This is a genomic window from Halolamina sp. CBA1230, assembly GCF_002025255.2.
Classification (GTDB): domain Archaea; phylum Halobacteriota; class Halobacteria; order Halobacteriales; family Haloferacaceae; genus Halolamina.
Window position 1 is genome coordinate 2,199,304 of record NZ_CP054587.1, and the last position, 12,891, is coordinate 2,212,194.

The window sequence follows — 12,891 nt, forward strand, 5'->3', positions numbered from 1 at the left end:
CGAGAGCCGACGCTTTATCACTCCTCGTGGTAACCGGTAGCTATGAACGGTCCAGAGGACGACCAGGAGCCTGGAACGGGGGAGGTCCACGCCGCCGAGCCGGACGACAAGCACGGCGCGCTCGTGACGCCCATCTACGCCAACGCGACGTACGAGTACGACACGACCGACGCGCCGCGGGGCGCTCACCGCTACTCCCGGATGTCCAGTCCGACGCGGGACAGCCTGGAAGCTGCCGTCGCGAAGCTTGAGCGCGGGGACCACGCTTCCGCGTTCGCCAGCGGGATGGCCGCCATCGACGCGACGCTCTCGCTGCTCGACCCCGGCGACCACGTCGTCACGGGGCGGAGCCTCTACGCCGAGACCCACGAACTCCTGACGGGGGTGTACACGGAGTACGGCGTCGACGTGTCGGCCGTCGACGTGACCGACCCCGAGGCGGTCGCCGCGGCCGCCGGGCCGGAGACCGCGATGATCTACCTCGAGACGCCCGCGAACCCGACGCTCCGGATCGCGGATATCGAGGCCGCCGCGGCGGTCGCCGACGAGCACGACGCGGTGCTGGCGGTGGACAACACGTTTGCCTCCCCGGCGCTCCAGCGCCCGCTCGAACTGGGGGCGGATATCGCCATCGAGTCGCTCACGAAGTATCTCGGCGGCCACTCCGACGCCATCGCGGGCGCGGTCGCCACCCGGGACGACGACCTCGCCGAGGCGATCGCCTACTACCAGTACGCCCGCGGCGGGATCCCCGGCCCGTTCGAGTGTTTCCTCGTCCTCCGGGGGATCAAGACGCTGTCGGCGCGGATGGAGCGCCACTGTCGGAACGCGACTGCCGTCGCCGCGCTGCTCGACGGCCACGACGCGGTCGATCGCGTCCACTACCCCGGGCTCGAATCGCACCCCAACCACGAGGTCGCGCGCCGGCAGATGCGGGACTTCGGCGGGATGGTGAGCGTCGAGCTCGCCGGCGGGCTCGAGGCGGCGACCGCGTTCGTCTCGACGCTCGACGTGTTCACGCTCGCGGAGAGCCTCGGCGGCGTCGAGAGCCTCGCCGAACACCCGGGGACGATGACCCACCAGGACCATTCAGCGGCGGAACTCCGCGAGGCGGGCATCCCGCCGGGCCTCGTCCGCCTCAGCGTCGGGATCGAGGGCGAACGGGACCTGCTCGCCGACGTCGAGCGCGCACTCGACGCCGCGAGCGAGGCGTCGCGGTAGCGGCACCGCGAGCCCCAGCACGACGACCAGCAGGAACGAGAGCAGCAGCGTCAGTGTGAACAGCGTCGCGATCCCCTGCGCAGACCCACCGATGCTGGCGCGGGCGAGATACCGCTGCGCCGGCCGGCGGTCGAGCGCCGGGGAGGGAGGTTTGCACGCTCGGCAACTCGGCCGAAGCTATATCCTTCCGCTCGCCGAACATCTCTCCCATGACTCCCCGAGACGGTCGTCCTGACCCCTCCACGACAGCACAGCACGCGTGCCGCTACCGCCGGAGGGCGAGCCGATGACGCTGGCTGCCCTCGACGACATCGACGACGCGATCGACGCCACGCGGTCGTTCCTCTGGCCGTTCGACCTCGGCCGCTGGCTCAAACTCGTGTTCGTCGTGTTCTTCCTCGGCGGCACCGGCTTCGTCAACCCCGTCCAGTTCGGTGGGGGGATGCCGCCGAGTGATACGCCGAGTGATATGCCAAGCGATCCCGGACAGCTCCCGAACGTTTCGGAGATCATCAGCTCCATCACCACGACCGAGTGGCTGATCATCGGCGCCGTCGTCGGCACGTTCCTGCTGATCGGCCTCGCGTTCGCGTTCGTCGGCGCGGTGATGGAGTTCGTGTTCGTCGAGTCGCTCAGACACGAGCGCGTGTCGATCCGGGAGTACTGGGGCGGGCGCTGGCGGCAGGGGAGCCGGCTGTTCGGCTTCCGGCTGGTCGTCGGCCTGCTCTCGTTCGCACTCGTCATCGGGCCGATCGCCGCCGCGCTCTGGCCGCTGCTGACCGGCGGCGGCTTCTCGCTCGTGACCCTGCTGCTCGCCGTGGCGCTCGCGATGATCGTGGCGATGGTGAGCGCGCTGTTCAACGGGTTCACGACGCAGTTCGTCGTCCCCGTGATGATCGCGGAGGACCGGACCGTCCTCGGCGCGTGGCGGCGGTTCTGGCCCACGATGACCGGCCAGTGGAAGGAGTACGTCGCCTACGCGTTCGTCCGGATCGTGCTCTCGATCGCGGTGTCGGTGGTCGTCGGCGTCGTCACCGCGATCGGCGCGGTGCTGTTCGCGATCCCGTTCGTGATCGTCGGCCTGATCGGCGCCGCACTGCTCGGCGTCTCGGGGATCGTCGGCTGGGCGGTGATCGCGCTCGCGATCGTGCTGTTCACGCTGACGATGATCGCCGTCTCGCTGGTGGTCGCCGTCCCGGTCCAGGCGTACCTGCGCTACTACGCGCTGCTGGTGCTGGGTGACACCGAGGAAGCGTTCGACCTGGTGGCCGAGCGCCGGCGGGCGATCCGGGAGTAGGATCGCTACTCCCCTATCGCCGTCTCGACGACCGACAGCGACTCGTCGACCGTCACCGTGAGCTCGTCGCCGTCGATCTCGTAGCTGACGCTCGCCCGAACGGGATCGCGTCGCTCGAAGCGCACGCTGTCGGTGTCGAGCGCCTGGCGGTGCCAGATCGGGACCGCCGTCACGTCGACGCCGCGCTCGTAGTGGAACGAGACGACGGCGGGGTGCTCCGAGAGCGCCGTCCCGAGATCGACGACGGTCCGCTCCCCGCAGCGATCGCAGTCGAACTCGCAGGTCGGCACCTGCTCGACCCACGCCGGGATTTCGGGGAGCTCCGCGAGATCGCCGCGGATCGTCTCGACGATCGGCAGCACGGTCGCCCGCACCTGCCCGTCGCACAGCGGGCAGAACCCGTCACGGCTGCTCCGGACGAACCGCCGGCCGTAGCGCGCGGCGACCTGGGGGAGCTCGTCGGTGTCGTAGCCGGCGAACGCCCCCGGCGGGATCCAGAACCGGGTGACGTGCGGGCAGTTGTCACAGGAGACCGTGGCCGTCCCCTCCTCGTAGGCGAACTGGAGCGGCGATCCACATTTCTGACAGTCGTCGTTCACGTCGATCGTCCCCACGTCGACGGTCTTGGTGTACGCGCCGCTCAACAGCGCGCCGACCAGCTGGGTTCCCGCTGTCGTGAGCCGGTAGCCGTCGTCGTCGTCGGCGACGAACTGCCCGTCGAACTTCCCGAGATGGTAGTTGAACCGGCCTGAGTCGTGTGCCCCGACGGCCTCGCGGAGCTCCGAGAACGCCGCCGTCCGGTCGTCGGTCGCCCAGAGCGCACGCATGATCTCGATCCGTGTCTCGTCGGAGAGCACGGCGAACGCGTCGTCGGGGTCGACGGCGTCCGCGACGGTCGTGTCGCTCATACCCGGGGAGTACGGCGACGACGAATTAGTTCTACTGGTGACATCCCGCTCAGTCGGCTCCCGTCGCCGGCGGGAGGTCGCCCAGCGCGACCACCCCGTCGCTCTCGTTGCTGGCGTAGAACACCGCGCCCTCGGCCAGCACCGGCGCCGTGCTGGGGGACGCGTCGAACCCCTCGATCTCGTGCTCCCAGCGCGGCGCGCCGTCGTCCCGCTCGTAGGCGGCGATCCCCGCGAGATCCCCCTCGGGGAGGTCGGTCACCGACGCGACGACCGCGTCCCGACCTACGCCCACGCCGGTTCCGGCGACGACGCCGACCGCCCGTCGCCAGCGCTCAGTCCCCTCGTCGATCTCGACCGCGACGAGATCGCCCTCGCTCGACGTGACGAACGCCGTCCCGTCGGCGACCGCGGGCGTCTCCGGGATGCGGTCGCCGAACGTCCCGAGCGTGCGAACGCGCTCGCCGTCCGCGGGGTCGTGGAGCGCGAGTGTCCCCCCGTCGCCGACGAGGACCCCCGCGTCCGCGACGACGGGGGCCGTGTCGGGGCCGTCGAGTTCGCGCTCCCACTGTCGGCCGCCGTCGGTCACCGAGAGCCGACGGAGAACGCCGGTGTTCCCGTCCTGCAGGTACCCCGTGACGGACACCGCGTCGCCGTCGATCGCCGTGGCACGCGCCGCGAGCGTGTCGTCGGCCCACAGTCGCTCGCCGGCGGTATCGTACGCGACGAGCCCTGCCGCTCCCCGGCGGCCGGCGAGCGGGACCGTGATCGTTTCCGACGCCGGATCGACTGTGAGCGCGGCGTCGGCGGGGCGCGGGAGGCCGACGTTCCAGCGTTCCTCGCCGTCCGCGCGATCGAGTGCGAGCAGGCGGTCGTCCGCGGCGACGACGAGCAGGTCGTCGGTCAGCACTGGCGTCCGGTCGGCGGTCGCCGGGAGCTCGGTCGCCCACAGTTCCTCGCCGGTCCGGGCCTCGAGCGCCGTGGCCGAGTCGGCGACCGAGTAGACGGCGTCGCCGTCGACCAACGGCGTCGCACTGCCCGCCGCGCCGCGGTCCCACGCGGGCGTGCCGCGCGGCGGAACGCCGACGGTCGCGGCACCGCTGTTGCGGGCGTCGTGAGCGTGGTGGGTCCAGTCGCCGTCGGGCGTCGAGGGGAGCTCCCGCCCCGTCCCGCTCGAGCAGCCAGCCAGCGCCGCCGCCGCGCCGACGGCGGTCGCGAGGAACGCGCGCCTTCGCATACGGCCCGCTTGGGGGAACGCCACCATCAGTCTCGTGGTGACCGCAGTGGCTACTTGTCCGACGACCGCGGCGTCGGAGCGACAAACGGTAAGGGGTGGGGGCGCGAACCGCCGCACATGTACGATCACATCCTGGTCGGCGTCGACGGAAGCGAGGAGGCAGAGCGAGCGGCACGCTACGCGCTCGAACTCGCCTCGCGGGTCGATGCGTCGGTGACCGCGCTCCACGTCGTCGAGGCGGGGACGCTCGACCTCGCGAGGGGGTCGGGCGAGGAGACCGAACTCCGGCGGGAGCGGGCGGCCGTCCTCGCGGATATCGAGGCGGTCGCGGAGGAGGTCGGTCACCCAATCGACGACGAACTGGCCGAGGGCGATCCCGCCACGCAGTTGACCGAGCACGCAAGCGAGCGTGACGCCGATCTCGTCGTGGTCGGCCGGCAGGGGCTGACGGGCGTGAAGCGGCGCCTGCTCGGCGGCGTGACCGAGCAGGTGCTCCGGCACAGCGCGGTGCCGGTGCTGGTCGTCCCCGACGAGGCCGACGTGTTCGCGGCCGACCGCCTGCTCGTGCCGACCGACGGGAGCGAGAACGCCGAACGGGCGCTGCCCCACGCCGCCGCGCTCGCACGGATCGACGGCGGCGCGGTCGACGTGCTGAACGTGATCGACCTCCACGACGCCGGCGGGGCGTTCGACGCCGGCGGCCTCCCCCCCGAGTTCGTCGAGCGACTGGAGGAGCGCGGCGAGGAGGCGGTCGACCGCGCCGCGGACGGGATCAGAGCGGAGTACGCCGAGGCGGCGGTCCGGACCGCCGTCGAGCGTACCACCGCCATGGGCGGCGTCGCCGCCGAGATCGAGGAGTACGTCGCGGAGAACGGCGTCGACGCGGTCGTGATGGGGTCACACGGCCGCGGGAACCTGGAGCGGGCGCTGCTGGGGAGCGTGGCGTCGAAGGTGCTCCGGAGCGTCGACGTGCCGACCCTGGTCGCGGTCCGGGACGGGCGCTGAGCGCTACTCGGTGGCGGTGATCTCGAAGCGGGCGCCGCCGTCGTCGCTCTCGGTCAGCGAGACCGTCCAGCCGTGGGCATCGGCGACGCTCCGGACGATGTTCAGCCCGAACCCCGTCCCGTCCGAGGCGGTGGAGTACCCCGGATCGAACACCTGCTTGCGCTCGCCCTCCGGGATACCCGGGCCGTCGTCGGCGACGTAGAACCCCTCGGGGAGCGCGCCGACTGTCACCGTGCAGTCGGGGCCGGCGTGCTCTACACTGTTCCGGAACAGGTTCTCGAACAGCTGACGCAGCTGGTCCCGATCCGCCTCGATCCGGCGATCCACGTCGACGACGAGCGATGCGCCGCCGGTCTCGACGGTGCCCCACGCCTCGCGGGCGACTTCTTCGACGGAAACGTGCTCGAACTCCATCGCCTCCGTGCCCTCCTGGGCGATCGCGAGCAGGTCGTCGATCAGCGTCCCCATCCGGTCGAGGGCGCCGCGGATGTCGTCGACGTGCTCGCTGTCGACCTCCTCGGCGAGCAGTTCGAGCCGGCCCTGTGCGACCTGCAGGGGGTTCCGGAGGTCGTGGCTCACGACGCTCGAGAACTCCTCTAAGCGCTCGTTCTTTCGGAGCAGCTCCTCCTCGCGGGCTTTCCGCTCGGTGATGTCGCGAATGATCGCGACGAACCGCTCCTCGTCGTCGATCTCCACCCGGATCAGGTGGATCTCGACGGGGAACGTCGAGCCGTCGGCGCGTTCGAGCCGGCCCTCGAACCGCCGTGGCGTGTCCATCGGCAGGTCCTCCCAGAACGAGAGCGCGCGGTCGGGGTCGGCGGTCGCGTCGATGTCCCAGATCGACGTCCCCACTAGCTCGTCCCGGTCGTAGCCGAGCTCCTCGCAGGCCTGGCGGTTCGCGTCGAGGACGGTCCCCTCGACGTCGTGGACCACGAGGATGTCCGGCGAGAGCTCGAACAGCGCGTCGCCGCGCTCCCCCCGGCCGATCTCCTGGGTGATACAGACGTGACCGCCGTCGGCCATGCGCGTCAACACGAGCCGTTCCGGCACCCGCTCGCCGTCCTTGGTGAGCCCGGTCGAGAGCCCCCGCCACGACCCCTCGTCCTCGAGTTCGCCGAGCACGTCGTCGTGGAAGCGCTTGATCTCCTCGTCGGGGTAGAGTCGCTCCCAGCTCTCGCCGAGCAGTTCGTCGCGTTCGTAGCCGTGCATCGAGGCGTACGCCCGGTTGAGGTAGCGATAGATCCCGTTCTCGTCGATGATCCCGATCCCCTCCTCGGCCGACTCCAGCGCTCGGTACCCCCGGCGGACCTCCTGCTCGGCCCAGTGTTTCTCGACGAGGTTCTCGACCGCGTTCGCGAGCACGGGGTACTCCTCGGGGCCGCCCTTCTGGAGGTACTCGTCGACCCCGGCGGAGATGGCGCGGCTGGCGATCTCCTCGCTCCCCTTCCCCGTGAACAGCACGAACGGGAGCTCGAACCCCGCCCCGCGGACCCGCTCTAACAGTTCGAGCCCGGAGAACGGCGGCATGTCGTAGTCGCTCACGATACAGTCGAACGACTCCGCTCGCAGCAGCGGGACCGCCTCGTCCGGATCGGTCACCGCCGTCGTTCGAGCGTCCGCGAGCTCCCGTTCGAGGAACGTCGCCGTCATCTCCGCCACCTGCTCGTCGTCGTCGACGACCAGCACGTCGATACGGCGTTCGCCCGCCTCGAACGGGATCAGTTCGCGCAGCGGGGCCGTCGGCATGGCCCGGTCTCTGGGCTCCCTGTACAAATAAACCGCCTTCGGCGGACTGCACGGCGAGAGGGAGAAAGTACTTGCCCGCAGAACACCCGCGTTCGGAGGTGTCCCGTCTCCCCGCCGTGGCCGTCGTCATCGCGCTGCTCGCCCTGAGCGGCTGTCTCTCGGGCGGACCCACCGAGACCCCCTCCCCCACGCCGAACACCGACTGCCCGTACGTGCTCTCGGTCGACCCCGCGGGCGAGGCGTCGGGCGACCGGATCGAGTACGCCGACCTCCCCGAGCAACGCCAGGGGGAGTTCGACCGCGCGCTCGCCGACGGCTCGGTCGAACTCGGTGAGACGCTGCCCGAAGAGTGGAGCGAACCGCGGATCGTCGAGTACGAGGGGGCGGAGTACTACGCCGTGGCGTCGGTCTGCTGACCGGACCCTTCTTGCGCGGGCCGCCCAGAACAGTCGCCATGACCCGCGTCTGCTGGCAGTGCGGGAGCCGAACCGACGACGACCGTCGGGTCCGGTGTGGCTGCGGCGAACCGCTCTGGCTCGACACCGCCCCCGGCGCAGTCCCCGACTCGTGGCCCGACCGCGTCGAGTCGATGTGGGACGTCCTGCCGCTGCTGGGGGTCGAGCAGCCCGAGCCGTCCGCGGGGCTGTCGACCGCCGCCGGCGGGACGCCGCTGCTCCGGACGCCGTCGCTCGACACCGACGGCGTCGCCGTCCACGTCAAACACGAGGGGGTGAACCCCACGGGGAGCTTCAAGGACCGCGGGACGGCGTTCGGCGTCGCCGCCGCCGCTGCCCGCGGCGAGTCGCGGATCGGCACCGTCTCCCACGGCAACATGGCCGAGAGCGTCGCCGCGTACGCCGCCGCGGCCGGGATGGGCTGTACGGTGCTCGTCCCGGCGGATATCGCCGACGAGCGGTTGGCCGCCATCGCGCGCTACGACCCGCGGCTGGTGCGCGTCGACGGCGACTACGGACGACTCTACCACGAGGCCCTGGAGGTGGGGCGGGAGGCGGGCGTGCGGTTCCTGAACAGCGACGCCCCGTGGCGCGTGGCGGGGCAGGCGACGACGGCGCTGGAGGTGCTGGCGCAGTTCGCTCGGACGGACGAGATAGCGGACGCCTCCGGCGCCGGCAGGCGGTCGCCGGCGCCCGACGTGCTGATCCTCCCGGTGAGCAGTGGCGGCCACGCGAGCGGCGCCTGGCAGGCGGTGCGGGCGCTGACCGCCGCCGGCCTGCTCGACGCGGCGCCGACGCTCTGCTTCGTACAGGCGGCCGCCTGCGCCCCCATCGCCGAGGCGTTCGAACGCGGTGACGACGAGGTGACGGCTGTCGACGGCGGTGAGACGGTCGCCTACTCGATCGCCAACGCGGACCCGCCGAGCGGGAACCGGGCGCTGGCGGCGGCGCGGGCGACCGGCGGCGCCGTCGTCGCGGTCGACGACGACGCGATCGAGCGGGCGGGCGAGCGGTTCGCGGGCGCGGGGCTGGCGGTCGAACCCGCCTCCGCGACGACGCTCGCGGCGCTGTCACCCCTCCGGGAGAACGGGACGCTCGCGGCTGGCGACACTGTCGCGCTGGTCGCCACCGGCCGGGGGTTCGGCGGCGCCGACGCGTCGGTCACGGCCGACTGCGTCGACCTGTCGGCGCTGGGGTCGCTGTTCGGCTGATCTCCCCTCGTGCCGGGTGGCTACGTCTGCCAGCCCGTCCGACCACCTTTATGACGGGGAGCCGAACACTCAGTCAATGAGCCTGATCGCGGAACTCCGCGTCGCCGGCAAGCCGTTCGCGCTGAGCGAGGCGCTCGGGGCAGCTCCCGGGATGCGTGCCGAGACCGAGTACAGCGTCTCCGCGCCCGCGGGCCCCGTCGTGTTCGCCTGGGTGTGGGGCGGCGACTTCGACGCGTTCGAGTCGGCGTTACCCGAGGACTCCACGGTCGAGGCGTTCGAACTGATCGAGGACGATGGCGACCGACGACTCTACCAGATCGTACTCGCCGACGTCCCCGCGCTCATCGATCCCGGACGGCTCCACCGGCGGGCAAGCGCCTCCCAACTCCGGATCGTGACGGGGCCGAACTACTCGATCGTCACCGAGCGGCTCCCCGACCGCGAGTCGCTCGCGGAGTACATCCGGCTCTGCCGGGAGCACGGCTACGACGTGGATCTGCTCCGTGCCCACCCTCCCGAGGAGGAACACGCACAGTACGACCTCTCGGAGAAGCAGGTCGATGCGCTCGGGGCGGCGCTTGCGGCGGGCTACTTCGAGACGCCCCGACGAACGGATCTCGACACGCTGGCCGAGGAGTTCGACATCTCCGAGCAGGCGCTCTCGGAACGGCTCCGCCGCGGGGTCGCCGCAGTGTTGGAGTCGACGATCGGCGAGCTCTACGAACCCCCCGGTGATGAACGGGCCGACACGCCGGGAACGCTGTCGGGTTGAACCAATCGCCCGCCGGTAGCTTATAAAACCCGGATTAGACAAGCCAAAGGACTACGCCGGTCCGCACGAAACAGTAGTTCGTCCTCCGACGGCCGTACGTCGGATGGGCTGCCTCTGACAGCGGGGGTGTGACCCCCTTCCCGTCCACCCCTTTTCGTTTCCGCCGCATAACCTTAGTAATTGGACGACGAACAGGAACTGTGTGAGCCTCATCGCCGAACTCCGCCTGACCGACGCGCAGCTGGTGCTGCGCCCGTCGCTGCAGGCGGCCCCCGGGATGACCCTGGAGCGGGAGTGGGCGACTGCCGCCGACCGCGCCGCCGACCCCGTGCTGTTCGTGTGGGCCTCGGGTGGCGACTTCGAGGCGTTCGAGGCCGCGCTCCCGGCGGACCCGACGATCGGTGACCACGAATGTATCGACGACCGCGGCGCCCGGCGGCTCTACCGCGTCGTCGTCAACCGCGACGTCACCACGAACCCCGCGCCGATCGACCGGGAGACCGGCGCCTCCCGGCTCTCGGTCGAGACGACCGTCGACGGCGCGGTGCTCGAGGTCCGGCTCCCCGACCGCGGGTCGCTGCGGGAGTACATCAGCCTCCTCCGGGAGCACGGGTTCTCCGTCGAACTGCTGCGAGCCCACGACGCCGCCGACGGCGACCGGGCGTACGACCTCTCGGAGAAGCAGGCCGAGGCGCTGCGGGCGGCGCTGCACGCGGGCTACTTCGAGGTGCCCCGCGGGACCGACCTCGCAACGCTGGCCGGGCAGTTCGACATCTCCGAGCAGGCGTTCTCGGAACGGCTCCGGCGTGGCGTCTCGTCGGTACTCGCGTCGACTGTCGGCGAACCGAAAAAGCCCCTGTCGGGGATCGACCCCGGGAGCGAGGCAGCCCCCGACGGCGGCACCGACGAGTAGCTTAGAGGAAGCTCTCGACGTGGTCGGCGACCTCCTCGGGGGTGTCGCCGACGGGGACGCCCGCGTCGTTGAGCGCGTCGATCTTGCTCTGGGCGGTGCCGGTGCCGCCGCCACCGGAGACGATGGCGCCGGCGTGGCCCATCCGCTTGCCCGGCGGCGCCGTGCGACCGGCGATGAAGCCCGCCACGGGGGTGTCCATGTTCTCGCCGATGAACTCGGCGGCCTGCTCCTCGTCTTCGCCGCCGATCTCGCCGCACATCACGACGGCCTCGGTCTCCTCGTCCGCCTCGAACAGTTCGAGCGCGTCGACGAACGAGGTGCCGATGATCGGGTCGCCGCCGATGCCGACGGCGGTCGTCTGGCCGATGCCGCGCTGGGTGAGGCTGTCGACCACTTGGTAGGTCAGCGTGCCCGAGCGCGAGACCAGGCCGACGTTGCCGTCGGCGAAGATGTTCCCCGGCAGGATGCCGAGTTTGGCCTCGCCGGGGGTGATGATCCCCGGACAGTTCGGGCCGATCAGGCGCGTGTCGACCTCCGAGAGGCGCTTGTTCACCTTCGCCATGTCCTGGGTGGGGACACCCTCGGTGATCGCGACTGCCAGGTCCAGCGACGCGTCGAGCGCCTCGAAGATCGCGTCGCCCGCAAAGGCCGGCGGCACGAAGATCACGGAGGCGTCGGCGTCCTCCTCGACGGCCGCCTCCTCGACGGTGTCGTAGACGGGGACGCCCGCGGCCTCCTGTCCGCCCTTGCCGGGGACGGCGCCGGCGACCACGTTGGTGCCGTACTCGATCATCTGTTCGGCGTGGAAGTTCCCCTCCCCGCCCGTGATGCCCTGCACCACGACTCGGGTGTCGTCGTCGACGAGAATACTCATTGGTTCACCTCCTCGGCGTCGGCAACGGCTCGCTGGACTGCGTCCTCGAGGGTCTTCTCGACCGTCACGAGGTCGGTGTTCAGGATCTCCATCCCCTCCTCGGCGTTGGTGCCCGCCAGCCGGACGGTGACCGGCTTGGGGATCTCGTCGAACTGCGAAAGCGCCTCGTTGATCCCCTTGGCGACCTCGTCGCCGCGGGTGATCCCGCCGAAGATGTTGAACACGACCGAATCGACGTTCTCGTCGGAGAACACCAGATCCAGCGCCTTCGCCACGCGGTCGGCTTTCGCGCCGCCGCCGATGTCGAGGAAGTTCGCGGGTGTGCCGCCGTAGTAGTCGACGAGGTCGAGCGTGGCCATCACGAGGCCGGCGCCGTTGCCGATGATCCCCACGTCGCCGTCGAGGCGGACGTAGTTCGCGCCTTCGAAGCCGTACTCGCTGGCCTTGCGCTCGAGCTCGTCCTCGAAGCTCTCCTCCTCCATCTCCGCGAGGTCGGGGTGACGGAACAGCGCGTCGTCGTCGATGTTCATCACCGCGTCCGCGGCGACCACGTCGTCATCGGCCGTGATCATCACGGGGTTGACCTCGATCTCGGAGGCGTCTTTCTCCTCGTAGAGGTCGAACAGCGTCCGGAGGATCGACGCGACCTCGCCGGCGAACTGCTGCTCGACGCCGGCCTCGTACACGACCTTCCGGGACTCGTAGGGATGCATGCCGAAGGCGGGGTCGACGTGCTCGCGGGCGATCGCCTCGGGGGTCTCCTCGGCGACCTGCTCGATGTCGACGCCGCCCTCGGTCGAGACCATCGCGACCGGCTCGCCGGCCGCGCGGTCCATCGTCACGCCGACGTACAGTTCGTCGACGAAGTCGACGCCAGCCTCCACGAGCACACGATCCACGGTGTACCCCTTCAGGTCCATGCCGAGGATCGACTCGGCGGCCTCGCGGGCCTCGTCCTCGCTCGTGACGATCTCGATGCCGCCGGCCTTGCCGCGGCCGCCGACGTGGACCTGTGCCTTGATCGCGGCGGGATACCCGATCTCGCCCACCGCATCGACGACCTCGTCGACCGAAGAGGCGAGCCGGGAGTCCGGCACCGGGATGCCGGCCTCGGCGAACACCTCCTTCGCCTGGTACTCGTGTAGTTTCATCGCCTAAAGGAACTCGGGACCGTCGGGCGCATAATCCCGTCGGTACGCGACGGCGTGACGGGTGTCAGGAGTGGCCACGCCCTGCCGCGATCGACGGCCCCTTG

General features: G+C 70.8%; 12 protein-coding genes. 7 read left to right on the top strand and 5 right to left on the bottom strand.

Annotated features, from left to right (window positions below):
- Window positions 1–42: 42 nt before the first annotated feature.
- Window positions 43–1,221, top strand: coding sequence for a PLP-dependent aspartate aminotransferase family protein (locus tag B4589_RS11650; protein ID WP_079234432.1), 1,179 nt, complete (start codon window positions 43–45; stop codon window positions 1,219–1,221).
- Between the two features lie 286 nt (window positions 1,222–1,507).
- A complete protein-coding gene (locus tag B4589_RS11655; RefSeq protein ID WP_079235225.1) occupies window positions 1,508–2,518 on the top strand; it encodes a hypothetical protein in 1,011 nt (336 codons plus the stop codon).
- Between the two features lie 5 nt (window positions 2,519–2,523).
- Here the strand turns inward: B4589_RS11655 and B4589_RS11660 are convergent, their stop codons facing one another.
- The gene (locus B4589_RS11660; RefSeq protein ID WP_079234433.1) at window positions 2,524–3,426 is read right to left on the bottom strand and encodes a hypothetical protein; all 903 of its coding nucleotides are present in this window, start codon (window positions 3,424–3,426) and stop codon (window positions 2,524–2,526) included.
- A 49-nt stretch (window positions 3,427–3,475) separates the two neighbouring features.
- Window positions 3,476–4,660: a PQQ-binding-like beta-propeller repeat protein gene (locus B4589_RS11665; RefSeq protein WP_158081176.1), complete on the bottom strand. Its 1,185-nt coding sequence runs from the start codon at window positions 4,658–4,660 to the stop codon at window positions 3,476–3,478.
- Window positions 4,661–4,777: 117 nt separating this feature from the next.
- Here B4589_RS11665 and B4589_RS11670 point away from each other — a divergent pair, with 117 nt between their 5' ends.
- Window positions 4,778–5,665 (top strand): universal stress protein, encoded by an 888-nt coding sequence (locus B4589_RS11670; RefSeq protein WP_079234435.1) that lies wholly within the window; start codon window positions 4,778–4,780, stop codon window positions 5,663–5,665.
- Window positions 5,666–5,668: 3 nt separating this feature from the next.
- Here the strand turns inward: B4589_RS11670 and B4589_RS11675 are convergent, their stop codons facing one another.
- A complete protein-coding gene (locus B4589_RS11675; protein WP_079234436.1) occupies window positions 5,669–7,411 on the bottom strand; it encodes a PAS domain S-box protein in 1,743 nt (580 codons plus the stop codon).
- Between the two features lie 98 nt (window positions 7,412–7,509).
- Here B4589_RS11675 and B4589_RS11680 point away from each other — a divergent pair, with 98 nt between their 5' ends.
- From B4589_RS11680 to B4589_RS11695, 4 genes are all read left to right on the top strand, one after another.
- Entirely contained in the window at window positions 7,510–7,827 is a 318-nt protein-coding gene (locus B4589_RS11680; RefSeq protein WP_143414331.1) for a hypothetical protein, read from the top strand.
- Between the two features lie 38 nt (window positions 7,828–7,865).
- Window positions 7,866–9,077, top strand: coding sequence for a pyridoxal-phosphate dependent enzyme (locus B4589_RS11685; RefSeq protein WP_143414332.1), 1,212 nt, complete (start codon window positions 7,866–7,868; stop codon window positions 9,075–9,077).
- A 76-nt stretch (window positions 9,078–9,153) separates the two neighbouring features.
- Complete coding sequence (locus B4589_RS11690; RefSeq protein WP_079234438.1) at window positions 9,154–9,849, top strand: helix-turn-helix domain-containing protein; 696 nt, start codon at window positions 9,154–9,156, stop codon at window positions 9,847–9,849.
- Between the two features lie 202 nt (window positions 9,850–10,051).
- Window positions 10,052–10,762: a helix-turn-helix domain-containing protein gene (locus tag B4589_RS11695; RefSeq protein WP_079234439.1), complete on the top strand. Its 711-nt coding sequence runs from the start codon at window positions 10,052–10,054 to the stop codon at window positions 10,760–10,762.
- 1 nt (window position 10,763) lies between these two features.
- Here B4589_RS11695 and sucD read toward each other — a convergent pair whose 3' ends face one another.
- Both sucD and sucC read right to left on the bottom strand, forming a co-directional pair.
- Window positions 10,764–11,636, bottom strand: a complete 873-nt coding sequence (gene sucD, locus B4589_RS11700) for a succinate--CoA ligase subunit alpha (RefSeq protein WP_079234440.1) — start codon at window positions 11,634–11,636, stop codon at window positions 10,764–10,766.
- The gene (gene sucC / locus B4589_RS11705) at window positions 11,633–12,787 is read right to left on the bottom strand and encodes an ADP-forming succinate--CoA ligase subunit beta (RefSeq protein WP_079234441.1); all 1,155 of its coding nucleotides are present in this window, start codon (window positions 12,785–12,787) and stop codon (window positions 11,633–11,635) included. The genes sucD and sucC overlap by 4 nt, the downstream gene beginning before the upstream one ends.
- Window positions 12,788–12,891 lie beyond the last annotated feature (104 nt).

What these genes read in the sequence shown, in the direction of transcription:
- sucC (WP_079234441.1), bottom strand. Translation starts at nt 12,787, where the DNA reads ATGAAACTACACGAGTACCAGGCGAAGGAGGTGTTCGCCGAGGCCGGC.
- B4589_RS11665 (WP_158081176.1), bottom strand. Translation starts at nt 4,660, where the DNA reads ATGCGAAGGCGCGCGTTCCTCGCGACCGCCGTCGGCGCGGCGGCGGCG.
- B4589_RS11675 (WP_079234436.1), bottom strand. Translation starts at nt 7,411, where the DNA reads ATGCCGACGGCCCCGCTGCGCGAACTGATCCCGTTCGAGGCGGGCGAA.
- B4589_RS11660 (WP_079234433.1), bottom strand. Translation starts at nt 3,426, where the DNA reads ATGAGCGACACGACCGTCGCGGACGCCGTCGACCCCGACGACGCGTTC.
- B4589_RS11690 (WP_079234438.1), top strand. Translation starts at nt 9,154, where the DNA reads ATGAGCCTGATCGCGGAACTCCGCGTCGCCGGCAAGCCGTTCGCGCTG.
- sucD (WP_079234440.1), bottom strand. Translation starts at nt 11,636, where the DNA reads ATGAGTATTCTCGTCGACGACGACACCCGAGTCGTGGTGCAGGGCATC.
- B4589_RS11650 (WP_079234432.1), top strand. Translation starts at nt 43, where the DNA reads ATGAACGGTCCAGAGGACGACCAGGAGCCTGGAACGGGGGAGGTCCAC.
- B4589_RS11685 (WP_143414332.1), top strand. Translation starts at nt 7,866, where the DNA reads ATGACCCGCGTCTGCTGGCAGTGCGGGAGCCGAACCGACGACGACCGT.
- B4589_RS11655 (WP_079235225.1), top strand. Translation starts at nt 1,508, where the DNA reads ATGACGCTGGCTGCCCTCGACGACATCGACGACGCGATCGACGCCACG.
- B4589_RS11670 (WP_079234435.1), top strand. Translation starts at nt 4,778, where the DNA reads ATGTACGATCACATCCTGGTCGGCGTCGACGGAAGCGAGGAGGCAGAG.